Genomic DNA, 26,357 nt, shown 5'->3' with positions numbered 1-26,357 from the left:
GCGCTCTGCCGAGCTGAAAGCCGGATCGCTTTGCACGCATGAAGTCTCGGGCGGCATGGGCCTTTGTCGGCGATCGTCCGCCCCAAGCATCAGAAAGGAAACGTATATGCTGAAATCGGCAAAGGGGCCGCTGCTGGCCGCCGCTCTCACAGTAGGAATGATTGGGCACCCAGTTGGAGAGGCTTTCGCACAGGCCTCTTCGCCGGATCAAATTATCGGCGTCTGGGAATCCGAGGACGGCAACATCAAACTCGAGATGTTTGATGCCGGAGAAACCTACGCGGCCCGGGTTCTCTACGGAAAGCTGCTGATGGAGGCTGACGGCAGGACCTTCAAGAAGGACACCCTCAATCCGGAACCGAAACTCAGAAGCCGTTCGCTGGAGCGCGCTGTTCTCGTGACCAATCTCAAGTGGGATGCCGCCGACGGCCGCTGGGAAGGCGGAAATTTCTACAGCGGCGCGACCGGTCAGACCGCTTCCGCCCGAGCAGCGCTTGTGAGTGGAAAGTTGGAGCTTCGCGCCTACAGGGGCACCCCCATGCTCGGTCGGACCATGACGCTGCGTCGCGTGCAGTGACGTGAGGTGGAGCTTCCATCGCTCCTGCATGTCTCACGCCAGAGAACGCGCGATGGATAGGGAGGTCGCACCAACCTGACGAACGACGGCTCGTCGTACGTCGGTTGGGATGGGCTGCGTTCCGCCAAGCCGGTCCGGACAAGGGTGGCCAGCCGGTTGCTTACGCGAACCCGAACGCTCTCGGACGATGACCTGATCGGCTTTGTCCTTTGCCTCCCTGGCGGCCCATGCCCGTAGGATCAGGCAGGTTTTTTGCGACCTCAGGCATGGAGGTTTGGGAGGCAACAGGCATCCTGGTGGTGAAGACGAAGCAGTGTGTCGAGACAATCCTCGCGCGATCTTTCTTTGCACTGCCGGGAAGCAAAGGATCATTTATGACGAAGTGGACAACCAGGAACATTCCATCACAGCACGGCCGCTCGGTGGTCGTGACCGGCACTGGCGGGCTGGGCTACGAGGACGCGCTAGCCCTGGCCCGCGTCGGCGCAAGCGTTGTCATCGCCGGGCGCAATCCGCAAAAGGGCGCTGAAGCCGTGGCAGCGATCAGAAAAACCGTCCCAGGTGCGCAGGTTCGGTTCGGAAAGTTAGATCTTGCCGAGCTCGCTTCGATCGCCGGCTTCGCCGCGCAGCTGGCCCAGGAGCAAAACAGCCTCGACCTTCTGATCAATAATGCCGGTGTCATGAGGCCGCCGGAGCGGCGCCTGACAAGCGACGGTTTCGAGCTCCAGCTAGGCACGAATTATCTCGGCCATTTCGCCCTTACGGCGCATCTGCTTCCGCTCCTGAAGAGGGGGCAGAAGCAGCGCGTCGTGACCTTAGGCAGCGTGGCGGCGCGCAACGGCGCGATCGCCTTCGACGATCTGCAGGCTGAGCGCCGATATAAACCGATGCAGGTGTACAGCCAGTCGAAGCTTGCCTGCATCATGTTCGCCTTCGAACTGAGCCGGCGCAGCAAGGCGGCCGGATGGGGCCTTGAAAGCCTGGCGACGCATCCGGGCATCACGCGCACCGATCTAATCGTAAATGGATCCGGCCGGTCGAGTCTCGCCGCCAGGGCGCGCCGCTTTCTGCCGTTCCTGTTCCAGCCTGCATGGCAAGGCGCCTTGCCCACGCTTTACGCTGCGACTGATCCGGCGGCGCGGGACGGCGCCTACTATGGACCCGACGGTATGGGTGGAATGCGTGGCTATCCGATTGAGGAGACCCCTCCCAAGCAGGCTCTTGATACCACCGTGGCCTCGCGCCTCTGGGACGCGTCTCAAGAACTGACCAATGTGAAGTTCGCGTAACGCTCGGTAGTGAGCTTCTCCAAAAGCTTCGCAAACTCATGTTGCTCACTAAGGCTCAATCTCGCAAGCCTTGCACCGTTCCTGTCGGAAAGAATAGCGCGTGCCTGCCTCGCCATCTGACGCCTGAGTGCGTCAGCTCAAGACGATGGACGCAGATCCTGAGAATCGATCCCGCAAACCATGAAAGCCTTGGCCTGAAGATTCTTCAGGTAGAGCGTCATTGTGGGTCTGGGCATAGACAGGTATCTCGTCGAACATTTCCTACTTCCGGCTGAACCTGCGCCGGCCGCGGCGAAAGATGTTCTAAATTTAAATTATGCCCGGCTTCGAGAATGTCCGCTTTCAGGCGCAGGCAGAGGCATCTCGATGACCGATATGCGGCGCAAAGCGGCCATCGAAGAATTCATTAATGCGCTGGACTTCGTTGGAGCGGCAAGCATTGCTGTTGAGGTCCGGCGCGGCCCCTGCGTCGGCTAAAGCCCGCCCAGTGCGGGCTCCAGTCAGTACCGGCATTGGACGGTCCGATGTCGGTATTGATGGAGAAGAGCAATGCACGTTGCAGAAACTGAGCAAACAGAAAGCACGGGGGCTGGCGAGCCCGAAAACGTTTCACTTCAAGTGGCAGTGACACCACGGAAGCGCCTTCGGAAGCAGACAGCTGCGCATGCGGAAGTCGCGAACAAAAGCAAGAGCCCGAAGCCTGTCGACACGAAGACGGACATCGTCTTGAAGAAGCTTCGATTGGCCAAAGGCGCTACCCTTCAGGCGTTGATCGAGGCGACCGGCTGGCAGCCTCATCCGGTGCGCGGGTTTCTCTCCGGAACTGTGAAGAAGAAGCTGGGCCTGCCTCTGGTCAGCGAAATTGGCAAGGACGGTGTCCGACATTATCGGCTCGACAGCAAGGCCAAGGCTGATTGAAGCCATGGCTATCGATATAAAGATCGAACAGGAGGTCGCCGCGCTCGGCGACCTCTCTCGCGACGAACTCGCGGCGCGGTGGATCAAGATCTATGGGTGCCCGCCGCCGAGCGGGGTGCGGCGTGAACTCTTAGTGAGAGCGGTCGCTTGGCATCTGCAAGCGAAGAGGCTCGGAGGTTTGTCGACTGAGACAAAGAGGCGCCTCGCCGAAGCAGTGCGACAGGTCGGCATCAATGGATCGGGAAGGGCATCAGGCTCGGTGCCGGAGACTTCAAATGGGCACGGCGATTGCAAAAATGCCGACCCAGCTTCGAAGCCGCGTCGCTCCCTGTCGAAGGGGACTCGCCTGCTGCGCGATTGGAACGGCAAGACCCACATTGTCGACGTGACTGCAGAGGGGCTCTTGTTCGAAGGCAAGATCTATCAGTCTCTCTCCGCCATCGCCCGCAAGATCACTGGCGCCCACTGGTCCGGTCCGAGGTTCTTCGGGCTATGAGCAACCAGCAGAAACTGCGCTGTGCCGTGTACACCCGCAAATCCACCGAAGAGGGTCTTCAGCAGGAATTCAACTCACTTGATGCGCAGCGCGAGGCTTGCGTTGCCTTCATCGCCTCGCAAGTTGGTCTGGGTTGGAAGCTCATTCCCGACTTCTACGACGATGGCGGCATCTCAGGCGGGACAATGGAGAGGCCGGCCTTAAAACGCCTGCTTCAAGACATTCGTGATAAGCGCATTGATGTGGTGGTCGTGTACAAGATCGACAGGCTCACGCGATCGCTGATGGACTTTTCCAAGATCGTTGAAACTTTCGATGCTCACAGCGTGTCGTTTGTTTCTGTCACCCAGCAATTCAACACAACGACGTCGATGGGCAGGCTGACGCTCAACGTGCTTCTTTCATTCGCTCAGTTCGAGCGGGAAGTGACCGCAGAGCGTATCCGCGACAAGATCGCCGCATCCAGAAAGAAAGGCATATGGATGGGCGGCACCATCCCGCTCGGCTATCGCGCTGTCGACAAGAAGCTCGTTGTCGATCAAACAGCGGCGGCAACAATCCGATCGCTATTCAAGCGCTACTTGGAACTGAAGTCGGTGCTGGCCTTGGCCGATGAGCTCAATCAAAGCCAAACGGTGGACGAGGGCAATCCCCTTCAATATCCGATCAGTCGCGGTCGACTCTATCACCTGCTTTCAAACCCAGTTTATATCGGCCAGTCTCGTCATAAAGACACATGCTACGAAGGCGCTCATGAGCGGATTGTAGACGCGGAGTTATTTGCATCGGTCCAGGCACTGCTGAAGGAGCAAGGGCCGAAACGCCGATCGCGATCGAATGCCGCGGACCTACATCTGCTCACCGGCCTTGTCTTTGACGAAACCGGCGATCGATTGAGCTCTGCCTATGTGAACAATCACGGCAAGCGCTATCGCTACTACATCTCGAACCGGCTGAAGGTCGCTCGGCGCAAAGACGACAGCGGCTGGAGAGTTCCGACTGACGAACTGGAAGCGATGGTCGATCAACAGATGATTGCTTTGCTGAACGACAAATCGCGACTGGCTGAATGGATAGAGCAATACGCATCAAGGGATAAGATCGCGAGCGGTTTGAGCGAGGCAGATGGGCTCTTGAGCGACTCGCCAGGATGTAAAGCAAAGCGTAGATCGATCGTCAAAACTGCGATCATCAGGATAACACTCTTGCCCGAGACTATTGATCTCGCAATCAATCCTGCTGCTTTGGTGAGTGTGATCCTAGATCCGCAGGGCGACGGACAATCCGATGCAGCAAGGTCCCAACGACCCGTCAGCGCCGGGGAGACTCACAAAATCACCGTCACATGCAAGATCCAAAGGCGTGGAAATGAGGCGCGCTTGATTATTGGGGATCAACCAAAGCGCGATCAGGCTCCTGACCCGAGCCTTGTCAAACTGCTGGCAAGGTCGCACTCCGTGCTGTCGGCGCTGACGAATGGGTCGGTTCGCAGCATCTCTGAATTGTCGAAAGTTACCGGCATCCATCGTGCCGACCTAAGCAAGGCATTGCCACTAGCATTCCTCGCTCCGGGGATCGTGGACGGCATCTTGTCGGGCATTCAACCTGTGAACCTAACCGCTCGGCGACTCGCTCGGCTAGTCGATCTGCCGGTTGATTGGAGCGAGCAGGAGTCCGCTCTAGGCTTTTAATATGCCTGGTCACTTCCAGCTCTCTAAGAGCAGGTTACGTCAACAATCTCTTTGCATCGGTCACAAAAACATTAGGGCTCGGAAAGACAGGCACAGAGACGGGCCTTGAAAACTCGGCGGAAGCAGAGACGGATCGCGCGGCTCAGCCCTGATATGCAAAGACCACTGGGGCTAACCCTCGGATAAGTCGAGCGAATTTGGAGCCGACCGATATGGGCCATGTCTGCCGTGACTGAGTGGTGATCCCGACAGGAATCGAACCTGTGACCTACAGATTAGGAATCTGCCGCTCTATCCTACTGAGCTACGGGACCACGCGGCCCGACACATAGCCGCTTCGGATCGTTTCGCCAAGAGGCAGGTTTGGCGCATGTCGTAAGCACATGAGTTGTCCGGATTAGGTAGCACGTGAGTTGTCCGGTTTTATCGCCAGCGAATGGAGGCTGGGGATGAAGCGGGCAGCGTGGCTACAGGACCGGAGAATGCAGAAGTTTCGCGACGTATTGAGCCGCTGGAATGGCGGCGATCTATCGATGATGGAGGCAGGCGAGTTGCTTGGCATGTCGGAGCGGCAATTCCGGCGCTACCGCGACCGTTACGAAGAGGCCGGGGAGGCTGGGTTGCTTGACCGGCGTTTGGGCAAGCTTTCGACGCGTCGGGTGCCTGCGGAAGCGATCGAGGAGATGCTGGAGCTTTATCGTCATCGCTACCTTGGCTGGAACGTGACGCATTTCCACGAGCACCTGCTGCGTGATCACCACTTCAGCTGGGGCTACACCTTCATCAAGACGCAGCTTCACGCGGCGGGTCTGGTGGAACGGGCCAAGCGGCGCGGTGCTCACCGGCGCAAGCGGGAGAGGAAGCCGTGCGAGGGGATGATGCTACACCAGGACGGCAGCCGTCATCGATGGCTGGCGGGTGAGCCGATGCTGGATCTGATCGTGACGATGGACGATGCGACGAGCACGATCTATTCGGCTTTCCTGATCGAGGAGGAAGGCACGGCGTCAAGCTTTCGGGGGCTTCTGGAGACGTTCGTCGCCAAGGGATTGCCGTCGAGCCTCTACAGCGATCGCGGCAGCCACTATTTCGTGACGCTCAAGGCCGGCGGCACTGTCGACAAGATCCGCCTGACCCAGGTCGGCCGGGCGCTCGATCGGCTGGGTATCGAACATATTCCAGCCTATTCGCCTGAAGCGCGAGGCCGCTCGGAGCGAATGTTCTCCACCTTGCAGGATCGGCTGCCCAGAGAGCTGGCGCTGGCTGGAATTGCCGATATCGAGACCGCCAATCGCTTCATCGCACAGACCTACCTGCCGGCTCACAATGCCCGCTTCGCCACGCCGCCCGCGGTCCAGGACAGCGCCTTTGTCGCCGCCGACCCGCAACAACTGGCCCAGATCCTGTGCATCGAAGAGGAGCGCGTCGTTGCCCGCGACAACACGATCGCCTTCGCGCGCCTGCGATTGCAGCTGCCGCAGAGCCCGATCCGGCATCACTTTGTCAAAGCCACGGTCAAGATCAGGCAGTACCCGGATGGCACGCTCGCAGTCTTCCACGGGCCGCGCCGCATTGCACGATACATGCCCAATGGCGCCGCAATCCAAGACACTTGCCCCATCAGGCAAGCCGCGTGAACCGCTTCGACGCAAACTGAAGCGGACAAGTGATGTGCTACCAAAACCGGACAACTTGATTAGCTACCGACAGAGGCAGGTTTGGCGCAGATCGGTCGGTTGCGAGTGGATCGCAAAGATAACCTGGGGATAGCGGAACTTCGGACCACCACGCGCTTTAGTGTGCCGAAGGAGATGTCGCATGAGCGCCACGAAAGAGTTCTTTGAAAATTGGCTCCAGGAGAACGTCGGCGACCTGCCCGCTGAAAGCGAAGTGAGCGTGGCGGTCCTGGCTCAGCAATTCGAGCAAGATGCCGACGCGGCCGGCTACGGTCACGAGGTACGCGAAGACGAGATCGGCGACATCGAAGAGGCCATCGAGAGAGCTCTGCACAAGGCCCGGACAGGCGAACAGCCACCGGCTACGGACCCGGCCGAAGAGAGTGATCTGGGGCCCGTCATGGAGGCGCTGAAGGTCGACGACCCAAAGAGCGGCCCGTAGCGATCCAGGCAACATCGGTTGGTAGCCGGCGGATGGCCAGCGGTTGCGGCTCTCCTCTTCCACTCTACATGACCAGACATGATAGATGCCAAACACATCACACTCGGCGTTGTGATCGGCGTGGCAATCGGCGTCGCGTTGGACAACATCATTGCGGGTATAGGGATCGGCATTGCGGTAGGCATTGCCTTCGGTCTTGCGCGGTAGCCGTCCGGTCGGAAGTGACGATCGGAGCATCGCCACGTCCTGAGCTCGATGGCCTTGTCGCCATCTCAAAATCGCAGCAGCGCACCCTCAGGTCAAGCAAGGACGGGCTCAGGCACATCATCAGGCCGCCAGCGCCGTCTCCGCCAGCTTCACCCAATAGCTCATCCCGTGCGGGATGACCTCGTCATTGAAGTCGTAGGCCGGGTTGTGCAGACCGGCGGTGTCGCCATTGCCGATGAAGATAAAGGCGCCAGGCCGCGCCTCTAGCATGTAGGAGAAGTCCTCGCCGCCCATCACCGGCTGAATGGCACGGTGCACATGGGCCTCGCCGGCGATGTCAGCCGCGACGTCACTGGCAAAGACTGTCTCTTCCGCATGGTTGTAGGTGACGGGATAGTTGGCATTGTAGTCGACCTCGATCGTCGCGCCGAAGGCCGCGCCCACTCCCTCACAGATGGCGCGCACGCGCTCTTCGGCCTTCCTGGCGACCTCCTTCTTCAGCGTGCGCACGGTGCCGGCGATCTCGGCGCTCTCAGGGATGACGTTGTAGGCGTCGCCGGCGTGGAACTTTGTCACCGACACCACGACAGCCTCGACCGGATCGGTGCTGCGCGAGGCGATCGTCTGCAGAGCGCCGACGAGCTGGCTGGTGATGACGATCGGGTCGATCGTGCCGTGCGGCATCGCCGCATGCCCGCCCCGGCCCTTGACGGTGATGGTGAATTCGGCGGTTGCCGCCATGATCGGGCCCGGCTTGATCGCAAACTGGCCGACTGGCAGGCCCGGCATGTTGTGCATTCCGAACACCTTGGAGATGCCGAAGCGCTCCATCATGCCGTCCTTGACCATTTCGTTGCCGCCGCCGCCGCCTTCTTCGGCGGGCTGGAAGATCACCGCGACGGAACCGGCGAAATTGCGCGTCTCAGCGAGATATTTGGCAGCACCCAAGAGCATCGCGGTGTGGCCGTCATGGCCGCAAGCGTGCATCTTGCCCGGAACGGTCGAGGCGTAGGATTTGCCGGTGATCTCATTGAGCGGCAGCGCGTCCATGTCGGCGCGCAGGCCGATGGTCGTGCCTTCGCCCAGGCGGCCGCGGATGATGCCGACGACGCCGGTCTTGCCAAGGCCGGTCACCACGTCGTCGCAACCGAAGGCGTTCAGCTTCTCGGTGACGAAGGCGGCGGTCTTGAAGACATCGAAATTCAGCTCTGGCGTCTGGTGCAGATGGCGACGCCAGCCGGCGACCTCGTCTTGCAGTTCGGCGGCGCGGTTGAGGATCGGCATGATGATTCCATCTCGCTGTTGGAGCAGACGGGTTCTGCCTGCTGCTTTGTAATTGTGCCTGATGTTTTACAATTGTCATTCAGGCACTTTGCCATCTTGATGTCACATAGGCTAAATAGCACCGCAAGATTGCGATCCGGATAGAGGGCCGGATCACCATGCTGGCGATTGCGTAACAAATCTTACGGAGCCAGAGGCGACTGCGGCAAGAGGCGATTTCGGATTCCACCATGCGGTATAGGCATTTCCTCAAACTATTGCTGGCGGGCGCCGTGGCGCTTCCGGTGCTGGCCGGACCGGCTCTCGCCAATCCGACGATTGTGTTCGACCTGGAGAATGGCAAGATCCTCCAGCATCAGGAGGCTTTCAAGCGCTGGTATCCTGCCTCGCTGACCAAGCTGATGACCGCCTATGTGACGTTCCGTGCGATCGCGGCCGGCGAGGTCAAGCTCGATTCGCCGATCAAGGTCACGAAACGTTCCGCCGGCGAGCCACCGAGCAAAATGGGCTTCAAGGCGGGCTCGGTCATGCGGCTCGACAATGCGCTGAAGATGATGCTGGTCAAATCGGCCAACGACGTTGCCATGGCCGTCGGCGAGAACATCGGCGGTTCGCAAGCCGCTTTCGCCGAACGCATGAACACCGAGGCACGCCGGCTCGGCATGACCGGATCGCATTTCGTCAACCCGAACGGGCTCTTTTCGCCGGACCAGTATACGACGGCGCGCGACCTCGGCTTGCTGGTGATGGCGATCCGCACGGAATTTCCGCAATATGCCGGATGGTTCTCGATCGAGGGCCTCGCCGTCGGCAAGAAGCAGATCTCGAACTACAATCTTCTGATCGGCCGCTATCCGGGTGCCGACGGCATGAAGACGGGCTTCGTCTGTTCCTCGGGCTACAACATGATCGGCTCGGCAACGCGTAACGGCCGCACGCTGGTCGCGGTGGTGCTCGGCGAACAGTCGACCATCACCCGTGCCGAGACCGCGGCGAGATTGCTCGACCAGGGTTTCGCGGCGCCTGAGCCGAGCTGGGTCACGGTCGGGGCACTGCCTGCCTATGGCGACACGACATCGGTCAACGACATGCATGACGAGCTTTGCAAGAAGAAGCCGGCTAAGGAGCAGTCGGAAGCTGCCGTCCCCGTCGGCGATAAGGATGCGCCAAAATCGCCGTATCGGGAAAAGCTCGACCATGTGCCGACTTTGGTCGCCGTCGGCCTTGGCGGCGCCACCGGGCCGAAGCCGAAGGCGATGCTCGATGCATCGGGCAGGGAATATGCCGACGTGCCGCTGCCGAGCTGGCGCCCCGATCTGCCGACGCCGCCCGGTGCCGAGCCGACAGTGATCGGTTCTGCCACGGCGGCCCGGGACGGCCAGTCCGCCAAGGCCTTGAACTAGCCTGATGAGCAGCGGCTTTCCCATCCCCGTCTCGGTGCTGACCGGCTTTCTCGGCGCCGGCAAGACGACGCTGCTCAACCGGCTGCTCAGGGATCCAGCCCTCGCCGATACCGCGGTCATCATCAACGAGTTCGGCGAGGTGGCAATCGACCATCTCCTGGTCGAACAGGCCTCCGACGGCATCATCCAGCTTTCCGACGGCTGCCTCTGCTGCACAGTGCGCGGCGAACTGGTCGACACACTGGCCGATCTCGTCGACCGGCTGCAGACCGGCCGCATCGCCCGGCTTGCCCGCGTCGTCATCGAAACCACCGGCCTCGCCGATCCGGCGCCGGTGCTGCAGTCGATCATGGCGCATCCGGCGCTGGTCCAGGCCTTCCGGCTCGACGGTGTCATCACGCTGGTCGATGCGGTCAACGGCAATGCGACGCTCGACGCCCATGTCGAGGCGGTGAAGCAGGCGGCCGTCGCCGACCGAATCGTGCTGACGAAAGCCGATCTGGCCACCGATTCGCGCGATGTCGCGGCCTTGCGGGCACGGCTGCGACAGATCAATCCGAGTGCGGAGCTGCTCGATGCCGGCGACAGGAGGACCGATGTCGCGGCACTGTTCGATTGCGGCCTCTACAACCCAGCCACCAAGTCCGCCGATGTGCAACGCTGGCTCGGCGAGGACGCCGCCCATGATCACCACCATCATGACGACCACGGCGACCATGACCATGACCACGACCATCGGCACGATTCCCGCGTGCGCTCCTACTCGCTCGTTCATGACGGGCCGGTGCCGTTTTCGGCAATCGAAATGTTCCTCGACCTGTTACGGTCGGCACATGGCGAGCGCCTGCTGCGCATGAAAGGCGTCATCGAATTGCTGGAAGACCCGTCGCGGCCGCTGGTCGTCCACGGCGTGCAAAAAGTCCTGCATCCGCCGGCGCGCCTGCCGTCCTGGCCGGACGGCCAACGCGGCACGAGGCTGGTGCTGATCACGCTCGACATGCCGGAGGATTACGTCCGCCGGCTGTTTGCCGCCTTCACCAACCGGCCGTCGATCGACACACCCGACCGCGCAGCGCTGGAAAACAACCCGCTGGCCATTGCCGGGCGGTAGCTTCAATTTCCGAACGCCGCAGCGCACAGTTGGCAGGAGGAGCGAAGTCGAGACTCAGGCGATCCCGCCGCGCTCGACCAGAAAGCGATGACCACCGGAAACTGCTGTCGTTTCGACCAATTGATGACCGGCGTCGGAGCAGAAGGCCGGAATGTCGATGACGGCGAGCGGGTCGGTGGTCTCAAGCCAGAGCCGGCTGCCCGGCCGCATCGCTGCCAGCCGCTTTTTTGCTTTCAGCACAGGCAGGGGGCAGTTCAGGCCCTTGAGGTCATAGACGGAAGTGGGCTTGGCCAAGCGAGACCTTAGCCGCCGAACATGCCGAGCAGTTTGTTCTTCAGCTTTGTGACCCTGCTTTCATCGGCATTGGCCGCCTGCGTTTCGGCCGGGGCGGCCTCTGGGGGCGACGCGATTGTCGCGGTAGCGACAGGCGCTTCGGCCGCGGCCATGGCATCCCCCTCTTCGGCCAGCGAATTAATCTTGGCCGCTTCCGTTTCGGCTACAGCCTGAGCCTTGGCCGCCTCTTTCTCGGCCTTGGCCGCTTCTATGGCGGCAAGCCTTTGCTCCTCGGCCTTCTGCTTGGCGGCCTTTTCCGCATCGAGCGCGGCCATCTTGCGGCCGGCCGGCGAATCGATGCGGCCCATGCGCGCCGTGGCCGTCAACGAGCCGTCGGCGTTGAGCGATGGCGGCTCGATCGGCACGCGTTCGCCACGGGCGCGCTTTTTCGACCATTCGGAAACAATGCTGGCTTCCTTGATCCCGGCAATGGTCGGCTTGGGGGCCGGCACGCTGGCCTTGACCGCGCCGTTGAAGGCCGCTTCGTAGGTGCTCTGGTAAGCATTGAAGGCGCTCTTCAGCGAATCCGGCTGCGTCGTCGCAGGGCAGGCGCCGGCCGGATCGAACGTCGCGCCGTCGGGCGCGACCTGATTGAAGACGTAGCGCTTCTCGCAGACGTCGACCTTCGGCGGCACCTTGGTGATCTCGAAATTGTCGTAGCCGACCTTCAGCATCTTCCAGAATTCGTAGTTCGGATCTTTGCGATAGCGCGCCATGTTGGCGGCGGTCATGCGGAACGGAAAGGCCTGGATCTGGAATTCGGTCTGCCCGCCCTGGAAAGCATCGCGGCCGAAGGCGTAGATTTGCTCGATCTGCGCGTCGGTCATCGAATAGCAGCCCGACGACGAGCAGGCGCCATGGACCATCAGATGGGAACCGGTGCGGCCATTGGCGCGGTCGTAAACGTTAGGATAGCCGATGTTGAAGGCAAGGTGGTAGTTCGACCGCGGATTCATCTGCGCCGGACGGACCGTGTAGAAGCCTTCCGGCGCCTGGCGGTCGCCTTCGGTGAATTTGGGACCCAGCTTGCCCGACCATTTGCAGATGTCGTAGCTGGCGACCAAGTCGTAGCGGCCGTTGGTCTTGGCCTTCCAGATTTCGAGCTTGCCTTCTTCCTTGAAGATGCGGGCCATCACCGGCGAGGTGCGGGTCATGCCCTTGGCCTTCATGCTGGCCAGGATCTTGTCGGGCAACGGCTTGTTGGCCTGTGGGGCGAAGTCCTTCACCGAAGAATCGGTGCAGCCGGCGATGCCTATCGCGGCAATCAGAAGTCCGGTGCGGGCAAGCTTGGCAAACATGATTATGGCTATGTCTTTTCTTTTGGACCGCAGGCATCAGCGCCGTTAGCCCAACCCTAAGCCCGTTAACCTTGAAAATTCCTTACCGCAAGCGCCGGGCGCATCCCCTTACGGCAAGTTGATTGAACCGAATGCCGCGGCATTTTTGTGGCGGAAGTGCTCAATCTCGCCACATTGCGGCGCTGAAAACGTTTCGCGGTCCGTCCGATTTCAATCAGATAGGCTGAATCCTCTAGTCTGACCATGATCGTTTCCGAAAACCGGTTCCCACTTTCCGGGATCATGGTCTAGAGGTTGCGCCCCATAGCCAGGTATTTCTCGCGGCGCTGCTCGCGAAAATCGGTATTGGCGCCGGAGAACTCCTTCATCGTCTTGGCGATGAGGTCGCCGGTGGCGGCGATGACCGCTTCCGGGCCACGATGGGCGCCACCCAGCGGTTCGGGAATGATGGCGTCGATGATCTTCAGCTCCAGCAGATCCTGGGCGGTGATCTTCATGTTGGTCGCTGCATCCTTCGAGCGGGTGGTGTCACGCCACAGGATCGAAGCGGCGCCTTCCGGCGAGATCACCGAATAGATGGCGTGCTCGAGCATGTAGACGCGGTTGGCGGTGGCGATCGCAATGGCACCGCCCGAGCCGCCTTCGCCGATGACTACCGAGATCGACGGCACCTTCAGGCCGAGACAGGCCGAGGTCGAGCGGGCGATGGCTTCCGCCTGGCCACGCTCCTCGGCGTTGACGCCGGGATAGGCACCGGCCGTATCGACCAGCGTCAGCAACGGGATATTGAAGCGGTCGGCGAGTTCCATCAGCCGCACCGCCTTGCGGTAGCCCTCCGGTCGCACCGAGCCGAAATTGTGCTTCAGCCGGCTGGCCGTGTCCGAACCTTTTTCCTGGCCGATGATCGCCACCGGCTCGCCGCGGAAGCGGGCGAAGCCACCGACGATCGCCTGGTCCTCGCCGAAATTGCGGTCGCCGGCGAGCGGCGTGAAATCGTTGAACAGACCCTTGATGTAGTCGACGCAATGCGGCCTGTCCGGATGGCGGGCCACCTGCACCTTCTGCCACGGCGTCAGCGCCTTATAGATGTCGCGCAGCGCGTCGCGCACGCGCTTCTCGAGACGGCTGATCTCATCGCCGACATCGACCGCCTCGCCATTCTCGGCGAGTTTCTTCAACTCGAGGATCTTGCCCTCGAGATCGGCGACCGGCTTTTCGAAATCGAGGTAATTGTACATTCTTGAGCGGACCGATAGACCGGGAGGCAATGACTGGCGGAACCCAGGAAATAGAGGCTCCGGGCGATGGAACGTGGTCCTCACATAGCGATATGACGCCTAGTCGGCAAGCGGATGATGTTCGTTGACCAGCCGCACCAGCCGCTCCTCCAGCACATGCGTGTAAATCTGCGTCGTTGAAATATCGGCATGGCCAAGCAACTGCTGCACGGCCCTGAGATCGGCGCCGTTCTGCAGGAGATGGCTGGCGAAAGCATGGCGCAGCACATGCGGCGATATTTTCGCCGAGGCGATGCCGGCCCGCGCGGCGAGGCCTTTCAGCTCGCGTGCGAAGACCTGCCTGGAGAGATAGCCGCTATCGCCTGCTGCCGGAAACAGGAACGGGCTGTTTGCAAGAGCCGGCACCGTTGCCCGGGCAGCGAGCCAGGCCCGCATCGCCAGGCGCGCCTTTGCCGACAGCGGCACCATGCGTTCCTTGTCACCCTTGCCGCGCACCATGAAGAAACGATCGTCGCGCAACGCCACCGTCACCGGCAGGCCGACCAGTTCGGAAACGCGCAGGCCGGTGGCGTAGAGCACCTCGACCAGCGCATGCAGGCGCAGCGCCGCCAGACTGTCGCCGTCGTTCAGCGAGGCGTCACTTGCCTCTTGCGCTGCACGGTCGATCAGCCGGCCGGTATCGGCCTCGCTCATCGTCTTCGGCAGCGGCCGGCCCTTCTTCGGACTGTCCAGGGTTCCGGTCGGGTCGTCGCCGCGCAGGCCCTCGGCGTAAAGGAACTTGAAGAACTGGCGGATCGCCGACAGTTTGCGCGCCTGCGAGGTGGCGGCAAAACCGCGCGCGGCGATGTCGTCGAGATAGGCGCGGATATCGGCGGCGACGGCACCGGCAAGCCCGCCGTCGATCTCGGCCGAAGCGTCTTCGAGGTCGCGGCGATAGCTGGAAAGCGTGTTTTCGGCCGCACCCCGCTCGGCGCTCATCATTTCCAGAAAGGCTTCGATGCGGGCTGCGCTGTTCATTTCTTTCGGGTCAATTTTTCTTTTTGGTCAGTTTTTCTTGGGGTTCAGCTTTTCGGGAGGGATGCGCACGCTCATTTCGGCCTTTCTCGGCTCGACGAACATCGCCAGAGCGAACATCGCGCCATAGACAATGCCGGCCAGAATCGTGAGCGTCACGACAAAGCGGAACAGTGTCGGCATCAATTTTCGCCCGTCTTCTTGTTCTGCGTTTCCAAACCCTGCGCCCTTATGAGACGCCAATCCGGCCAATTCAAGGACGAAGCTCGGCGCGCACCACGCTTGACGCAAACAGGCTTTTGATGTCGATACGCCGGCAAAGAGGTCCTAAGCAGGCATTGGTGGGCTGCTAGATTCTTTGGTTTGTCGCAGGTTGTTGTCGCAAAACCGTGGGACATTTTGCGGAACCTGCTTAGAAACATCATGGTGTCATGAACGCGCTACCAGCAAATCCTCCTGATGAGAGCTATGCCGCGCTGCTCGATCGGCTGGGCAGCCGTTCCGTCGTCTTTGTCGGCCTCATGGGTGCCGGCAAGACGGCGATCGGCCGCAAGGTGGCGGCGATGTTGGGGCTGCCTTTCATCGACAGCGACCAGGAAATCGAAAGCGTGTCGCGCATGAGCGTCCCGGAACTGTTCGAGCGCTATGGCGAGCCCGAGTTTCGGGCGCTGGAGCAGCGCGTCATCCTGCGCGTGCTGGAACATGGCCCGCAGGTGCTGTCGACGGGTGGCGGCGCGTTCATGAGCGCGCAGACGCGGGAAGCCATTGCCGGCCATGGCGTGTCGGTATGGCTGAAGGCCGAGATCGACCTCCTGATGGACCGCGTTTCCAAGAAGCAGAACCGGCCGCTTCTCAAAAGCGCCGACCCCCGCGCCGTGATCGAGCGGTTGATGGCCGAGCGCTATCCGGTCTACGCAGCCGCCGATGTCACCGTGCCGACCCGCGACGATCGCAAGGAGGTCATTGCGGCCGAGGTGGTGAGCGCGCTTTGCGGGTATTTCGGCGTTGGAGCCACGACAGGCGAGGTGCGATCATGAGCATCAATGCGACAGTCACTGTCGAAGTCGGGCTCGGCGATCGTGCTTATGACATTTTGATCGGCTCCGGCCTGCTTTCGCGCGCCGGTACCGAGATTTCGCTCCGCCTGCCGGGCAGGCGCGCCGCGGTGGTCACCGACGTCAATGTCGCCGCAGCACATCTCGACACGTTGAAGGCCGGCCTTGAAAAGGGCGGCATCCAGCCTGCCGTCATCACGCTGCCGGCTGGGGAAAAGACCAAGAGTTTCGCGCATCTCGAGGAGGTGGTGGACGGCGTTCTGGCGGCCAGGCTTGAGCGCGGCGATGTCGTCATCGCGCTCGGCGGCGGCGTCATTGGCGATCTGGCCGGATTTGCCGCCGGGATCGTACGCCGCGGCATGAATTTCGTGCAGATCCCGACTTCGCTGCTGGCGCAGGTCGACTCTTCGGTTGGCGGCAAGACCGGCATCAACAGTGCGCGCGGCAAGAACCTCGTCGGCGTCTTCCATCAGCCGAGGCTGGTGCTGGCCGACACCGAAGTGCTCGACACGCTGCCGATCCGGGAATTCAGAGCCGGCTATGCCGAACTCGCCAAATACGGGCTCATCGACCGTCCCGACTTCTTTGCCTGGCTGGAGGAAAACTGGGGCCAAGTGTTTGCCGGCGGCCCGAAGCGAGCCGAGGCCATCGCCGAAGCCTGCCGCGCCAAGGCCGATGTCGTCGCCCGCGACGAGTTCGAGACCGGCGACCGCGCGCTGCTCAATCTCGGCCACACGTTCGGCCACGCACTCGAGGCCGCCACCAGCTATGACAGCGCCCGTCTCGTCCACGGCGAGGGGGTCGCCATCGGCATGGCGCTGGCCTATCGCTTTTCGTCCCGCCTCAATCTGGCAAGTCCCGACGATGCGGCGCGCGTCGAGGCGCACCTCCGCGCCGCTGGCCTGCCTTGGCGCATGGCCGATATTCCGGGCGAATTGCCTGATTCCGAGGCGCTGCTGGCCTTCATCACCCAGGACAAGAAGGTCTCGCGCGGCACGCTGACCTTCATCCTGACGCGTGGCATCGGTCAGGCTTTCATCGCCAGGGACGTGCCGGCGTCGGAAGTGCTGTCGTTTCTAAGGGAGAATCATCCGGATCAGCAGGAAAGCCGTTCGGGTCGGCAGAAAAGCCACCCGGAATGAACGAGGCCGGCTGGATCGTCGCTGCTGTCCTTGCCGGGCTCGGCCTGCTCGCTTTCGTCTTTCGCAGGCGCCTGCTCGCCGCTTTCGGCTATGAACTGCAGCGCATCGAGCCGCAGCGTTCGAACCATGATGAATCGCGCGGCGCCGTCGACGATTTTCGCCGCGACGGCCAGATGGCGCGTGAGGATCGCCCCCGCATCGGCCGCCTGTCCGACCTCGATGAGCTCGAAGTGTCCGATGTCATGGTCCATCGCACGAACATGCGCTCGGTCAATGCCGACAATCCGCCGGAAGCGCTGGTGCGCGAGATCCTGCAGAGCCCGCATACCCGCATGCCCTTGTGGAAGGGCTCACTCGACAACATCGTGGGCGTGTTGCATGCCAAGGACCTGCTGCGCGCGCTGAACGATGTCGGCAACGACTTTTCCCAGATCGACGTGATGAAGATCGCGACAAAACCGTGGTTCGTGCCCGACACCACGACGCTGCAGGAACAGCTCAACGCCTTCCTGCGTCGCAAGGCGCATTTCGCCATCGTCGTCGATGAGTATGGCGAGGTCGAGGGGCTGGTGACGCTGGAGGATATCATCGAGGAGATCGTCGGCGAGATCGCCGACGAGCACGATATCGACATTCAGGGCGTCAAGCAGGAAGCCGACGGCTCCGTCGTCGTCGACGGCACTGTGCCGATCCGCGACCTGAACCGGGCGCTCGACTGGGACTTGCCGGACGAGGAAGCCACCACCATTGCCGGTCTCGTCATCCACGAGACGCAATTGATCCCGGACGAGAAGCAGGCTTTCACCTTTCACGGCAAGCGCTTCGTCGTCATGAAGCGCGACAAGAACCGGATCGCAAGGCTGAGGATCAGGCCGGCCGGTGACGTTTAGATTATGATCGATCGGCGAACGCTGCTTTTGATATCAATGGCTTTGTTGCCGGCCAGCGCTTCGGCGGCATCGCCCCGGCGCTCGCCGTCCCCGCAGACCTTCGACTACGGACCGGCCAAGCTCGACATCTATTCGCGCGATGGCGCAAGCGGCCTGCCAGTGGTCTTTTTCATCCATGGCGGCGCCTGGCGGGCCGGCGATCGCGCCAACGTCAACGTCAAGCCGGGCTTCCTGCTCGACAATGGCTTCTGCTTCGTCTCCATCGACTACCGGATGCTGCCTAAGGCCGATGTCGCCACCCAGGCCGACGATGTCGAGCAGGCATATCGCTACGTGCGCGCCAACATCGCCAGATATGGCGGCGATCCGAACCGGATAGCGGTCATGGGCCATTCGGCCGGCTGTCATCTCGCCGCGCTGACCGGGCTGCGCGGCGGTCTGCCCGGCGTCGTGGCGCTGGTACTGAATGATACCAGAGCCTATGATTTGGAGGCGCTTGCGAGAAGCGGCGGCATGACGCGGGCCTATGCCCGGGCCTTTCCCGACCCGGCGCAGTGGCGCACACTGTCACCGGCCTCTCATGTTGGGAGCCGCAAACATCCGCCGACCTTCATCGCCTATTCGCACGCAGCGGGTCGCGGGGCAGCCGCACAGGACTTCTCGGAGCGCCTGCGGGCGACCGGAACGGAGGTGACGCTGTTCGACGGCAGCGCCTATTCGCATATGTCGATCAATCGCGATTTCGGCGACGAAGGCGATGCCTTGACCCGTACGGTGATGACTTTCCTGGAGGCAGCGCTCGGCTGATGCCTACCACCTGGTCTTTTCGTCCGGCGCGGCCGGCTCGATCGCCAGCGCATGGACACCGGCCTTCAGCTCGTCGGCCAGCAATTCGTTGACCGCGCGGTGGCGCTCGATGCGGCTCATGCCGGCAAAGGCCGGGGAGACGATGCGGACGCGGAAATGCGTCTCGCCGGTGCCGTCATAGGTGCCGTGATGGTCGGAGTCCTGATGGTGATGGCCGGCATGGAGATGGCTTTCGTTGATGATGACCAGCCGCTCCGGCGAGAACGCCTTCTTCAACTTGCCTTCCATCGTTGACTGTATGGACATTCGTACTTCCCTTCACCACATATGGCTGGCGCATGATCCCCGAAAATCGATACCCTTTTGCGTGTCCTCGAGGACGCGCGGTGTCGTCGCCGCGACAAAATTCGCCGATCGCCCGCTTTATGCCGCGATTCAGCGGTTAGGGCGATCATCGCGAAAATGTCAATTCTTGTTTCGCACCAACGAACAGCCCATAAATGGGTGAGATGAAACCGTACCCCAAATATTTCGAAAAAATTCGCATCCGCCCGGAGAAGGATGCGGAGCTGAAGTCGCGCTCGCCGATCTGCCAGTGGGACGGTTGCAAGGAGGCCGGCACCCATCGCGCGCCGGTCGGACGCATGAAGGAGGGCGAGTATTTTCAGTTCTGCTTCGATCATGTGCGGGAGTACAACAAGGGCTTCAATTATTTCTCCGGCGTCCCCGACACCGAGATCGCCCGCTTCCAGAAGGAAGCGATGACCGGCCACCGGCCGACATGGAAGATGGGCGTCAATGGTGCCTCGACGCGCTCTTCGCCCGATTTTGCCCAGCAGCGTTCCGGCCGCGCCGGCTACTACAACCGCATGCGCGATCCGTTCGACCTGTTCAAAGGTCCCAAGGATCCGCGCGAGGTGCGCGAGCGCAAGGCCAAGCCGCTTGAGGCCAAGGCGCTGGAAACGCTTGGCCTTGATACAAAGGCGACTGGCAAGGACATCAAGGCGCGCTATAAGGAACTGGTGAAACGTCACCATCCGGATGCGAATGGCGGCGACAGAGGTTCGGAAGACCGGTTCCGCGATGTGCTCCAGGCCTATCGCGTGCTCAAACAAGCAGGATTGTGCTGAGCGACCTTACGGTTCGTGTCGTTTTCCAACTTTCATAAGGTTGGAAAAGGCTTTAAGACCGCCCCCGAACAAAATCGATTGCCGGCGAAATCAGGCGTTTCGCCCGTGGAGACGTTGATAGTGATGAACAAGGTCGATCGCGACATCGCCAACCTGCCCGACACCACCGTGTCGGTGAAGGAGAAATTCGGCTTTGAATCCAAGATGGTGGTGCCGGCCTACTCGGTGACATCAGAGCACGTGCCCGACATCGATCCGGACTATCTGTTCGACAAGAACACGACGATGGCAATCCTCGCCGGCTTCGCCTACAACCGCCGCGTCATGGTGTCGGGCTATCACGGCACCGGCAAGTCGACGCATATCGAGCAGGTCGCCGCCCGCCTCAACTGGCCTATGGTGCGCGTCAATCTCGACAGCCATGTCAGCCGCATCGACCTCGTCGGCAAGGATGCCATCGTCGTTAAGGAAGGGCTGCAGATCACCGAATTCCGCGACGGCATCCTGCCATGGGCCTATCAGCACAATGTCGCGCTGTGCTTCGACGAGTACGATGCCGGCCGCCCCGATGTGATGTTCGTCATCCAGCGCGTGCTGGAATCGTCCGGCCGGCTGACGCTGCTCGACCAGAGCCGGGTCATCCGCCCACATCCAGCGTTCCGGCTGTTCTCCACCGCCAACACGGTCGGCCTCGGCGACACCACCGGCCTCTATCACGGCACCCAGCAGATCAATCAGGCACAGATGGACCGCTGGTCGATCGTCACCACGCTGAACTATCTGCCGCACGACAACGAGGTGAACATCGTGCTGGCCAAGGCCAAGCACTATCGCGATGGCAAGGGCAAGGAGATCGTCAACAAGATGGTGCGCGTCGCCGACATGACGCGTTCGGCCTTCATCAACGGCGACCTTTCGACCGTCATGAGCCCACGCACAGTCATCACCTGGGCCGAGAATGCCGAAATCTTCGGCGATATCGGCATGGCGTTCCGGCTGACCTTCCTCAACAAGTGCGACGAGCTGGAACGCTCGCTCGTGGCCGAGTTCTACCAGCGCGCCTTTGGCGAAGATCTGCCTGAATCGGCCGCCAATGTGGTGCTGGGCTAAGCAGAGTCTCGATGGCGGGTCCGGGCGACAACACGCGCAACAAGTCGAAGACGGGTTCTGAAGCCGACAGCTTCAAGCGCGCCGTCACCGTCTGCATGCGCGCGATTGCCGGCGACAAGGAGCTCGAAGTCGGTTTCGCCAAAGATCGGCCGGCGCTCGCCGGCAGCCGGGCGCGGCTGCCGGAATTGCCGAAGAAAGCGTCGAAGGCGGACATCGCCATCACCCGCGGCCTCGGTGATTCCATGGCGCTGAAGCGCGCCTGTCACGACATGCGCATCCACACCAGGCTGGCGCCGGAGGGCAAGCAGGCCCGCGCGATCTACGATGCGGTCGAGCAGGCCCGCGTCGAGGCGATAGGCAGCCGCGCCATGCAAGGCGTGGCCGACAACATCGGCTCGATGCTCGAGGACAAATACGCCAAGGCCAACCTCATCGACGTCAAGGACAAGGCCGACGCGCCGATCGAGGAAGCGCTGGCCTTGATGGTGCGCGAAAAGCTGACCGGCCGCGCCGTGCCGAAGAGCGGCGAGCGGTTGGTCGACCTCTGGCGCCCCTGGGTCGAGGAAAAGGCCAGCTCCGATCTCGACGGGCTGTCGGCAAAGCTCGACGACCAGCAGGCATTCGCCCGTGTCGTACGCGAGATGCTGGCTTCCATGGAAATCGCCGAGGAACTCGGTGACGACCAGGAGACCGAAGACTCCGAGGACAATGACGACAACCAGCCGCAAGGCGAGGAGCAGAGCGAGGAGGGCGGCGAGGACGATTCCGGCTCCGAGCAGTCGCAGTCCGATGACACCGAGGCGTCGTCCGACGACGAGCAATCGGCCGAGACGGAGGCATCAGATGCCACCGCCGACGACCTGTCCGACGATGACGACGCCGATGCCGAGACGCCCGGCGAGGCGCGCCGCAACGACAATCCCTTCGCCAATCTGTCGAAGGAAATCGACTACAAGGTCTTCACCACCGCCTTCGACGAGACGGTTGGTGCGGAGGACCTGTGCGAAGAGGAAGAGCTGGACCGGCTGCGCGCCTTCCTCGACAAGCAGCTTGCCAACCTGTCGGGCGTCGTCGGCCGGCTGGCCAACCGGCTGCAGCGCCGCCTGATGGCGCAGCAGAACCGCTCCTGGGATTTCGATCTCGAAGAGGGTTATCTCGATCCGGCGCGGCTGGTGCGCGTCGTCATCGACCCGATGCAGCCGCTGTCCTTCAAGCAGGAACGTGACACCAAGTTCCGCGACACGGTAGTGACGCTGGTGCTCGACAATTCGGGCTCGATGCGCGGCCGGCCGATCACGGTCGCCGCTACCTGCGCCGACATTCTGGCGCGGACGCTGGAGCGCTGCGGCGTCTCGGTCGAGATCCTCGGCTTCACCACCCGCGCCTGGAAAGGCGGGCAGGCGCGCGAGAAATGGCTGAAGGAAGGCAAGCCGCCGAATCCCGGGCGTCTCAACGATTTGCGCCACATCATCTACAAATCCGCCGATCATCCATGGCGGCGGGCGCGCCGCAATCTCGGCCTGATGATGCGCGAGGGCCTGCTCAAGGAAAACATCGACGGCGAGGCGCTGCTGTGGGCGCATAACCGCCTGATCGCCCGGCCGGAGCAGCGCAAGATCCTGATGATGATCTCGGACGGGGCGCCGGTCGACGATTCGACGCTGTCGGTCAATCCGGGCAACTATCTCGAACGGCATCTGCGCGCCGTCATCGAACTGATCGAGACGCGCTCGCCGGTCGAGCTCTTGGCCATCGGCATCGGCCATGACGTCACCCGCTACTATAGGCGCGCCGTTACCATCGTCGATGCAGAGGAACTGGCCGGCGCCATGACCGAGCAGCTCGCTTCGCTGTTTGGCGAGGAAAGCGCGCGGGACACGCGGCGCGGTGGCATGCGGCGCGCCGGATGATTTTTTCGCGGGGCGGCTTTCGGCAGACGGTTTTCGCCGCCGCAGCGCTGTTCGTTGCCGGCATCGCCTTGTCGCCTTCCATCGCCGCCGGCCCGGTTTCGGTCGATCCGGTCGAAATCTCGGCACGGCCGATAAACCGGTTTCACATCGGCCGGGACGAAAAGCAGTTTGGCCCGCTCGAATTCGTCGGCGGGCTGGAAATGACTTCGCCGTCACGCGATTTCGGCGCGCTATCGGCGTTTCGCTTCCTCAAGCCCGGCAGTGATTTCACCGGCGTGGCCGACACCGGTTTCTGGTTTTTCGGCACGATTACCCACGATGCCGAAAAACGCCCATCGGGCATCCAGAATTTCCGCATGCAGCAAATGGTCGACGCATCAGGCCATCTGGCCGACGAGAAATGGGAGGTCGACGCCGAAGGCCTTGCGGTCAAGGACGGCATTGCCACGGTCAGCTTCGAGCGCAACCACCGTGTCGCGCAGTTCAGCATCGACCCGGACAACATGAAGCCGCCGTTCAGACAGCTGGATTTCCTGGTTCCGGCCTGGGAACTCCGCCAGAATCGCGGCTTCGAGACCGTCACCTACGCTAACCCTAACGGCCAACACGAAGGCGGGTTGGTCGTGGTATCGGAGAAGAGCCTCGACAAATCGGGCAACATCTATGCGGCTGTCATCGAAGGTCCGCACAAGGGCGTCTTCACCGTCAAGCGCAACGGTGATTTCGACATCACCGACGGCGCGTTCCTGCCCGATGGCGACCTTCTGCTTTTGGAGCGCAGCTTTTCGATGGGCGGCGGCGTCAAAATGCGGCTGAGGCGTATTTATGGGGAGAGCGTCGAGAAGGGCGCCGTTGCCGATGGGCCGGTGCTGATGGAAGCCGACATGGCCTACCAGATCGACAACATGGAAGGGCTCGACGTCTGGACCCGCGATGACGGCGCGGTGATGGTGTCGCTGATCTCCGACGACAACCACTCGATGCTACAGCGCAACCTCTACCTGGAATTCATCCTGCACGAGGATTGAGAGGCGGCGGTACCGTCTAAAGCTTCGCGCCGGCTGCTGCGGCCTGGGGTCCGTTGGTGGCAAGCCAGATGATGTGGCGCGCCCCGCGCTTGCCGTTGGCCCTTACCTTGGCCTCCTCGACCGTGAAGCCTGCCTGCTTGAGCCTGCGGGTAAAGCCGCTGTCGGGTCCCTGCGACCAGACCGCCAGAACGCCGCCGGACTTGAGCGCTGCTCTCGCGCTGTTCAGCCCGGTTATGCTGTAAAGAGCATCATTGGCCTTGTGGACGATCCCTTCGGGACCGTTGTCGACGTCGAGCAGGATGGCGTCATAGCTTGCCGCGCCCGATTTGATGAGCTGCCCAACATCCGCCTCGCGAATGCTGACGCGCGGATCGTCGAGACAGCCGCCGAACACCGCCGCCATCGGGCCGCGTGCCCACGCCACGACGGCTGGCACCAACTCCGCAACAACGACACCGGCATCGGCGCCAAGCTCGGCAAGGGCCGCGCGTAGCGTAAAACCCATGCCTAACCCGCCGATCAGGATTTTGGATTGCCGGCGGCCGGCAATCCTTTGGCAGGACAGCCTGGCCAGCGCCTCCTCAGAGCCGCTGAGGCGGCTGTTCATCAGCTCGTTCGAGCCAAGCATGATCGAGAACTCGGCGCCGCGTTGTTTCAGGCGAAGCTCATGCTCGCCGTCAGGCGTTTTCGCGGTGTCGAGCTGGACCCATGGGATCATGCTCGAGAACCTGTGAGCATGATATTTTCCGAGCCGAAGGTCAGCGATAGCAAAAACCGGTTCCCAGTTTTCGCTGACGCGGACCTTCGGTTCGGGACCATGTCCTATCTATGCCGCCACTGCCGGCTGGCTCCAGCGTGCGGCAAGCAGCCGGTAGGGGATCAGCGCCACCACCGCGATAATCAGCTTCACGCCGAGGTCGCCGAGCGCCCATGACACCCAGCGCATGGTCTCGACCGGCAGCACGCCCATCAGCGGTACGGTTTCGAGCGCGAAGCCATCGTTTGGGCCAGCGAAGGCAAACGCCGCCGAAAAGGCGACGGTGAAGAACACGGCGGTGTCGAACACCGAGCCGACCAGCGTGCCGACGATCGGGGCGCGCCACCAGCTTTGCCGACGCAGCCAGTTGAACACGGTTACGTCGAGCAATTGCGCGATCAGGAACGCCGCGCCTGAAGCCGCCGCAATGCGCACCAGCCGGTCGGCGGCCGTCTCAAATTCGATCAGGCCGTGGCGGGACAGCAGGGGCGGGACGAGGATCGAGCAGATCACCGCCGTCGAGAAGCCGATAAAGACGATCCGGCGCGCTACGGCCGGACCGTGACGGCGATTGGCAAGATCGGTGACCAGGAAGGAGATGGGATAGGTGAAGGCGCCCCAAGTCAGGATGTCGGCCAGCGATAGGCCGCCGATCGCACCTTGCACCGGGAATTGCACGAGAACATTCGACGCCACGACGACAAGCGCCATGGCCGCAACAAAGGGTAGATACCGGGAAGAAAAACGCATTTTTTTATCCTGGGTAATGGAACCAGCGGGGTGTCATGCCGAGTTCGGACGACACTCCTTGGAAGGCGGCCGCCTGAACTAAGCGGCCGGCTGTTCGGCCAGCTTCTTGGCGATCTGCTTCTTCAGCAGGCGCGCGCGCTGCGACAGTTCCTTGGCGTCGGCCTTGGCCAGGAACGCATCAAGGCCGCCGCGATGCTCGACCGAACGCAACGCATTGGCCGAAATGCGCAGGCGCACATTCTGGTTCAGCGCTTCCGAGATCAGCGTCACATTGACGAGATTCGGCAGGAAGCGACGCTTGGTCTTGTTGTTGGCGTGGCTCACATTGTTGCCGGACATGACTGCTTTGGCAGTGAGTTCGCAGGTGCGGGACATGGTTCTAAACCTTCAGTTCTCGGTCGGGCCAAACATTCGACCCGCGCCGGGTGGCGCGCGGTTTCGGTCAGGCGGCCTTATGGAAAAAGTTGGCGTTCCATAGTTGCATTTCGCCGATGCGTCAAGCTCCGGCTTCCGCGCGGTCTGACAGTGCCTTCACATAAAGGCCGGAATTCAGCCTATAAGCGGTCACACAGGGAGATGCCAGGCCGGAGTTGCCTTTCTCCAGCCGAAAATCGAGGACCGATCCCCCGCCATGCTTCGTTTGTCTCATGCTCTTGCTGCCATGCTTGCCGCCGCGCTGCCGACGGCAACGTCTGCCGCCACCCTACAATCTTTCAAGGGTGAGTATACGGTGTCGTTACTCGGCCTCTCGGTGGCCAAGGCAAGCTTTTCCAGCAGTTACGAAGGCGATAGCTATTCGAT

General features: G+C 61.9%; 28 protein-coding genes and 1 tRNA gene. 18 read left to right on the top strand and 11 right to left on the bottom strand.

Features of this window, described 5'->3' with window-relative positions; translation table 11 throughout:
- The first annotated feature begins 106 nt into the window (after nucleotides 1-106).
- The 5 genes from NKH73_RS29160 (at nucleotide 107) to NKH73_RS29140 (ending at nucleotide 4,971) form a co-directional block, all read left to right on the top strand.
- On the top strand, nucleotides 107-577 hold the full coding sequence (locus NKH73_RS29160) for a DUF2147 domain-containing protein (protein ID WP_352938164.1): 471 nt from the start codon (nucleotides 107-109) through the stop codon (nucleotides 575-577).
- A gap of 374 nt (nucleotides 578-951) precedes the next feature.
- A complete protein-coding gene (locus tag NKH73_RS29155) occupies nucleotides 952-1,866 on the top strand; it encodes an SDR family oxidoreductase (protein WP_352938266.1) in 915 nt (304 codons plus the stop codon).
- Nucleotides 1,867-2,415: 549 nt separating this feature from the next.
- Nucleotides 2,416-2,784, top strand: a complete 369-nt coding sequence (locus NKH73_RS29150) for a DUF3489 domain-containing protein (RefSeq protein ID WP_352938162.1) — start codon at nucleotides 2,416-2,418, stop codon at nucleotides 2,782-2,784.
- A gap of 4 nt (nucleotides 2,785-2,788) precedes the next feature.
- Entirely contained in the window at nucleotides 2,789-3,280 is a 492-nt protein-coding gene (locus tag NKH73_RS29145; RefSeq protein ID WP_352938160.1) for a DUF2924 domain-containing protein, read from the top strand.
- Nucleotides 3,277-4,971, top strand: a complete 1,695-nt coding sequence (locus NKH73_RS29140) for a recombinase family protein (RefSeq protein ID WP_352938158.1) — start codon at nucleotides 3,277-3,279, stop codon at nucleotides 4,969-4,971. Before NKH73_RS29145 ends, NKH73_RS29140 begins: the two co-directional genes overlap by 4 nt.
- A gap of 237 nt (nucleotides 4,972-5,208) precedes the next feature.
- Here the strand turns inward: NKH73_RS29140 and NKH73_RS29135 are convergent.
- Nucleotides 5,209-5,285, bottom strand: a tRNA-Arg gene (locus NKH73_RS29135).
- Between the two features lie 168 nt (nucleotides 5,286-5,453).
- Between NKH73_RS29135 and NKH73_RS29130 the strand changes: the two genes are divergently transcribed.
- The 3 genes from NKH73_RS29130 (at nucleotide 5,454) to NKH73_RS29120 (ending at nucleotide 7,296) form a co-directional block, all read left to right on the top strand.
- Nucleotides 5,454-6,608, top strand: coding sequence for an ISNCY family transposase (locus tag NKH73_RS29130; RefSeq protein ID WP_352938156.1), 1,155 nt, complete (start codon nucleotides 5,454-5,456; stop codon nucleotides 6,606-6,608).
- Nucleotides 6,609-6,789: 181 nt separating this feature from the next.
- Nucleotides 6,790-7,089: a hypothetical protein gene (locus tag NKH73_RS29125; protein WP_352938154.1), complete on the top strand. Its 300-nt coding sequence runs from the start codon at nucleotides 6,790-6,792 to the stop codon at nucleotides 7,087-7,089.
- 78 nt (nucleotides 7,090-7,167) lie between these two features.
- A complete protein-coding gene (locus tag NKH73_RS29120) occupies nucleotides 7,168-7,296 on the top strand; it encodes a glycine zipper domain-containing protein (RefSeq protein ID WP_352938151.1) in 129 nt (42 codons plus the stop codon).
- A gap of 120 nt (nucleotides 7,297-7,416) precedes the next feature.
- On the opposite strand, the gene NKH73_RS29115 is transcribed toward NKH73_RS29120, so the two are convergent.
- The gene (locus NKH73_RS29115; RefSeq protein ID WP_352938149.1) at nucleotides 7,417-8,580 is read right to left on the bottom strand and encodes a M20 aminoacylase family protein; all 1,164 of its coding nucleotides are present in this window, start codon (nucleotides 8,578-8,580) and stop codon (nucleotides 7,417-7,419) included.
- A gap of 230 nt (nucleotides 8,581-8,810) precedes the next feature.
- Here NKH73_RS29115 and NKH73_RS29110 point away from each other — a divergent pair, with 230 nt between their 5' ends.
- Nucleotides 8,811-9,983 carry a D-alanyl-D-alanine carboxypeptidase family protein gene (locus tag NKH73_RS29110; protein ID WP_352938146.1) on the top strand — a complete coding sequence of 391 codons (1,173 nt, stop codon included), beginning with the start codon at nucleotides 8,811-8,813 and terminating at the stop codon, nucleotides 9,981-9,983.
- A gap of 4 nt (nucleotides 9,984-9,987) precedes the next feature.
- A complete protein-coding gene (locus NKH73_RS29105) occupies nucleotides 9,988-11,094 on the top strand; it encodes a CobW family GTP-binding protein (RefSeq protein WP_352938143.1) in 1,107 nt (368 codons plus the stop codon).
- A gap of 54 nt (nucleotides 11,095-11,148) precedes the next feature.
- Here NKH73_RS29105 and NKH73_RS29100 read toward each other — a convergent pair whose 3' ends face one another.
- The 5 genes from NKH73_RS29100 to NKH73_RS29080 all read right to left on the bottom strand — a co-directional run bounded on the left by NKH73_RS29100 (nucleotide 11,149) and on the right by NKH73_RS29080 (nucleotide 15,160).
- Nucleotides 11,149-11,388: a sulfurtransferase TusA family protein gene (locus NKH73_RS29100; protein WP_352938140.1), complete on the bottom strand. Its 240-nt coding sequence runs from the start codon at nucleotides 11,386-11,388 to the stop codon at nucleotides 11,149-11,151.
- 8 nt (nucleotides 11,389-11,396) lie between these two features.
- On the bottom strand, nucleotides 11,397-12,725 hold the full coding sequence (locus tag NKH73_RS29095) for a L,D-transpeptidase family protein (protein ID WP_352938138.1): 1,329 nt from the start codon (nucleotides 12,723-12,725) through the stop codon (nucleotides 11,397-11,399).
- Between the two features lie 287 nt (nucleotides 12,726-13,012).
- Nucleotides 13,013-13,963 (bottom strand): acetyl-CoA carboxylase carboxyltransferase subunit alpha, encoded by a 951-nt coding sequence (locus tag NKH73_RS29090; RefSeq protein ID WP_352938136.1) that lies wholly within the window; start codon nucleotides 13,961-13,963, stop codon nucleotides 13,013-13,015.
- Nucleotides 13,964-14,062: 99 nt separating this feature from the next.
- Nucleotides 14,063-14,980 (bottom strand): site-specific tyrosine recombinase XerD, encoded by a 918-nt coding sequence (locus tag NKH73_RS29085; protein WP_352938133.1) that lies wholly within the window; start codon nucleotides 14,978-14,980, stop codon nucleotides 14,063-14,065.
- 27 nt (nucleotides 14,981-15,007) lie between these two features.
- Nucleotides 15,008-15,160 (bottom strand): histidine kinase, encoded by a 153-nt coding sequence (locus tag NKH73_RS29080; protein ID WP_095485924.1) that lies wholly within the window; start codon nucleotides 15,158-15,160, stop codon nucleotides 15,008-15,010.
- 248 nt (nucleotides 15,161-15,408) lie between these two features.
- Here NKH73_RS29080 and NKH73_RS29075 point away from each other — a divergent pair, with 248 nt between their 5' ends.
- Genes NKH73_RS29075 through NKH73_RS29060 form a run of 4 tightly spaced genes read left to right on the top strand, consistent with a single transcriptional unit; the run spans nucleotide 15,409 to nucleotide 18,871 of the window.
- A complete protein-coding gene (locus NKH73_RS29075) occupies nucleotides 15,409-16,014 on the top strand; it encodes a shikimate kinase (protein WP_352938129.1) in 606 nt (201 codons plus the stop codon).
- Complete coding sequence (gene aroB, locus NKH73_RS29070) at nucleotides 16,011-17,174, top strand: 3-dehydroquinate synthase (protein WP_352938126.1); 1,164 nt, start codon at nucleotides 16,011-16,013, stop codon at nucleotides 17,172-17,174. Before NKH73_RS29075 ends, aroB begins: the two co-directional genes overlap by 4 nt.
- The gene (locus tag NKH73_RS29065; protein WP_352938123.1) at nucleotides 17,171-18,064 is read left to right on the top strand and encodes an HlyC/CorC family transporter; all 894 of its coding nucleotides are present in this window, start codon (nucleotides 17,171-17,173) and stop codon (nucleotides 18,062-18,064) included. The genes aroB and NKH73_RS29065 overlap by 4 nt, the downstream gene beginning before the upstream one ends.
- Before the next feature lie 3 nt (nucleotides 18,065-18,067).
- Nucleotides 18,068-18,871 carry an alpha/beta hydrolase gene (locus NKH73_RS29060; RefSeq protein ID WP_352938121.1) on the top strand — a complete coding sequence of 268 codons (804 nt, stop codon included), beginning with the start codon at nucleotides 18,068-18,070 and terminating at the stop codon, nucleotides 18,869-18,871.
- 3 nt (nucleotides 18,872-18,874) lie between these two features.
- Here the strand turns inward: NKH73_RS29060 and NKH73_RS29055 are convergent, their stop codons facing one another.
- Complete coding sequence (locus NKH73_RS29055; protein WP_352938119.1) at nucleotides 18,875-19,177, bottom strand: BolA family protein; 303 nt, start codon at nucleotides 19,175-19,177, stop codon at nucleotides 18,875-18,877.
- 194 nt (nucleotides 19,178-19,371) lie between these two features.
- Between NKH73_RS29055 and NKH73_RS29050 the strand changes: the two genes are divergently transcribed.
- The 4 genes from NKH73_RS29050 to NKH73_RS29035 all read left to right on the top strand — a co-directional run bounded on the left by NKH73_RS29050 (nucleotide 19,372) and on the right by NKH73_RS29035 (nucleotide 24,049).
- On the top strand, nucleotides 19,372-20,001 hold the full coding sequence (locus NKH73_RS29050) for a J domain-containing protein (protein ID WP_095485929.1): 630 nt from the start codon (nucleotides 19,372-19,374) through the stop codon (nucleotides 19,999-20,001).
- Nucleotides 20,002-20,124: 123 nt separating this feature from the next.
- Nucleotides 20,125-21,111, top strand: a complete 987-nt coding sequence (gene cobS, locus NKH73_RS29045; protein ID WP_292165477.1) for a cobaltochelatase subunit CobS — start codon at nucleotides 20,125-20,127, stop codon at nucleotides 21,109-21,111.
- Between the two features lie 11 nt (nucleotides 21,112-21,122).
- Nucleotides 21,123-23,021, top strand: a complete 1,899-nt coding sequence (cobT, locus tag NKH73_RS29040; RefSeq protein ID WP_352938116.1) for a cobaltochelatase subunit CobT — start codon at nucleotides 21,123-21,125, stop codon at nucleotides 23,019-23,021.
- Nucleotides 23,018-24,049 carry an esterase-like activity of phytase family protein gene (locus NKH73_RS29035; protein WP_352938114.1) on the top strand — a complete coding sequence of 344 codons (1,032 nt, stop codon included), beginning with the start codon at nucleotides 23,018-23,020 and terminating at the stop codon, nucleotides 24,047-24,049. The genes cobT and NKH73_RS29035 overlap by 4 nt, the downstream gene beginning before the upstream one ends.
- A gap of 16 nt (nucleotides 24,050-24,065) precedes the next feature.
- On the opposite strand, the gene NKH73_RS29030 is transcribed toward NKH73_RS29035, so the two are convergent.
- The 3 genes from NKH73_RS29030 to rpmB all read right to left on the bottom strand — a co-directional run bounded on the left by NKH73_RS29030 (nucleotide 24,066) and on the right by rpmB (nucleotide 25,931).
- The gene (locus NKH73_RS29030; RefSeq protein WP_352938112.1) at nucleotides 24,066-24,767 is read right to left on the bottom strand and encodes a spermidine synthase; all 702 of its coding nucleotides are present in this window, start codon (nucleotides 24,765-24,767) and stop codon (nucleotides 24,066-24,068) included.
- A 108-nt stretch (nucleotides 24,768-24,875) separates the two neighbouring features.
- A complete protein-coding gene (locus tag NKH73_RS29025) occupies nucleotides 24,876-25,556 on the bottom strand; it encodes a queuosine precursor transporter (RefSeq protein WP_352938110.1) in 681 nt (226 codons plus the stop codon).
- A 78-nt stretch (nucleotides 25,557-25,634) separates the two neighbouring features.
- Nucleotides 25,635-25,931, bottom strand: a complete 297-nt coding sequence (rpmB, locus tag NKH73_RS29020) for a 50S ribosomal protein L28 (protein ID WP_006328411.1) — start codon at nucleotides 25,929-25,931, stop codon at nucleotides 25,635-25,637.
- Nucleotides 25,932-26,357: the final 426 nt, after the last annotated feature.

The organism is Mesorhizobium sp. M0938, assembly GCF_040319125.1.
Lineage (GTDB): Bacteria > Pseudomonadota > Alphaproteobacteria > Rhizobiales > Rhizobiaceae > Mesorhizobium > Mesorhizobium robiniae.
The sequence above is the reverse complement of the archived record's forward strand: the minus strand, read 5'-3'. Positions and strand labels throughout refer to the sequence as shown.

What these genes read in the sequence shown, in the direction of transcription:
- NKH73_RS29160 (WP_352938164.1), top strand. Translation starts at nt 107, where the DNA reads ATGCTGAAATCGGCAAAGGGGCCGCTGCTGGCCGCCGCTCTCACAGTA.
- NKH73_RS29155 (WP_352938266.1), top strand. Translation starts at nt 952, where the DNA reads ATGACGAAGTGGACAACCAGGAACATTCCATCACAGCACGGCCGCTCG.
- NKH73_RS29150 (WP_352938162.1), top strand. Translation starts at nt 2,416, where the DNA reads ATGCACGTTGCAGAAACTGAGCAAACAGAAAGCACGGGGGCTGGCGAG.
- NKH73_RS29145 (WP_352938160.1), top strand. Translation starts at nt 2,789, where the DNA reads ATGGCTATCGATATAAAGATCGAACAGGAGGTCGCCGCGCTCGGCGAC.
- NKH73_RS29140 (WP_352938158.1), top strand. Translation starts at nt 3,277, where the DNA reads ATGAGCAACCAGCAGAAACTGCGCTGTGCCGTGTACACCCGCAAATCC.
- NKH73_RS29130 (WP_352938156.1), top strand. Translation starts at nt 5,454, where the DNA reads ATGCAGAAGTTTCGCGACGTATTGAGCCGCTGGAATGGCGGCGATCTA.
- NKH73_RS29125 (WP_352938154.1), top strand. Translation starts at nt 6,790, where the DNA reads ATGAGCGCCACGAAAGAGTTCTTTGAAAATTGGCTCCAGGAGAACGTC.
- NKH73_RS29120 (WP_352938151.1), top strand. Translation starts at nt 7,168, where the DNA reads ATGATAGATGCCAAACACATCACACTCGGCGTTGTGATCGGCGTGGCA.
- NKH73_RS29115 (WP_352938149.1), bottom strand. Translation starts at nt 8,580, where the DNA reads ATGCCGATCCTCAACCGCGCCGCCGAACTGCAAGACGAGGTCGCCGGC.
- NKH73_RS29110 (WP_352938146.1), top strand. Translation starts at nt 8,811, where the DNA reads ATGCGGTATAGGCATTTCCTCAAACTATTGCTGGCGGGCGCCGTGGCG.
- NKH73_RS29105 (WP_352938143.1), top strand. Translation starts at nt 9,988, where the DNA reads ATGAGCAGCGGCTTTCCCATCCCCGTCTCGGTGCTGACCGGCTTTCTC.
- NKH73_RS29095 (WP_352938138.1), bottom strand. Translation starts at nt 12,725, where the DNA reads ATGTTTGCCAAGCTTGCCCGCACCGGACTTCTGATTGCCGCGATAGGC.
- NKH73_RS29090 (WP_352938136.1), bottom strand. Translation starts at nt 13,963, where the DNA reads ATGTACAATTACCTCGATTTCGAAAAGCCGGTCGCCGATCTCGAGGGC.
- NKH73_RS29085 (WP_352938133.1), bottom strand. Translation starts at nt 14,980, where the DNA reads ATGAACAGCGCAGCCCGCATCGAAGCCTTTCTGGAAATGATGAGCGCC.
- NKH73_RS29080 (WP_095485924.1), bottom strand. Translation starts at nt 15,160, where the DNA reads ATGCCGACACTGTTCCGCTTTGTCGTGACGCTCACGATTCTGGCCGGC.
- NKH73_RS29075 (WP_352938129.1), top strand. Translation starts at nt 15,409, where the DNA reads ATGAACGCGCTACCAGCAAATCCTCCTGATGAGAGCTATGCCGCGCTG.
- aroB (WP_352938126.1), top strand. Translation starts at nt 16,011, where the DNA reads ATGAGCATCAATGCGACAGTCACTGTCGAAGTCGGGCTCGGCGATCGT.
- NKH73_RS29065 (WP_352938123.1), top strand. Translation starts at nt 17,171, where the DNA reads ATGAACGAGGCCGGCTGGATCGTCGCTGCTGTCCTTGCCGGGCTCGGC.
- NKH73_RS29060 (WP_352938121.1), top strand. Translation starts at nt 18,068, where the DNA reads ATGATCGATCGGCGAACGCTGCTTTTGATATCAATGGCTTTGTTGCCG.
- NKH73_RS29055 (WP_352938119.1), bottom strand. Translation starts at nt 19,177, where the DNA reads ATGTCCATACAGTCAACGATGGAAGGCAAGTTGAAGAAGGCGTTCTCG.
- NKH73_RS29050 (WP_095485929.1), top strand. Translation starts at nt 19,372, where the DNA reads ATGGGTGAGATGAAACCGTACCCCAAATATTTCGAAAAAATTCGCATC.
- cobS (WP_292165477.1), top strand. Translation starts at nt 20,125, where the DNA reads ATGAACAAGGTCGATCGCGACATCGCCAACCTGCCCGACACCACCGTG.
- cobT (WP_352938116.1), top strand. Translation starts at nt 21,123, where the DNA reads ATGGCGGGTCCGGGCGACAACACGCGCAACAAGTCGAAGACGGGTTCT.
- NKH73_RS29035 (WP_352938114.1), top strand. Translation starts at nt 23,018, where the DNA reads ATGATTTTTTCGCGGGGCGGCTTTCGGCAGACGGTTTTCGCCGCCGCA.
- NKH73_RS29030 (WP_352938112.1), bottom strand. Translation starts at nt 24,767, where the DNA reads ATGATCCCATGGGTCCAGCTCGACACCGCGAAAACGCCTGACGGCGAG.
- NKH73_RS29025 (WP_352938110.1), bottom strand. Translation starts at nt 25,556, where the DNA reads ATGCGTTTTTCTTCCCGGTATCTACCCTTTGTTGCGGCCATGGCGCTT.
- rpmB (WP_006328411.1), bottom strand. Translation starts at nt 25,931, where the DNA reads ATGTCCCGCACCTGCGAACTCACTGCCAAAGCAGTCATGTCCGGCAAC.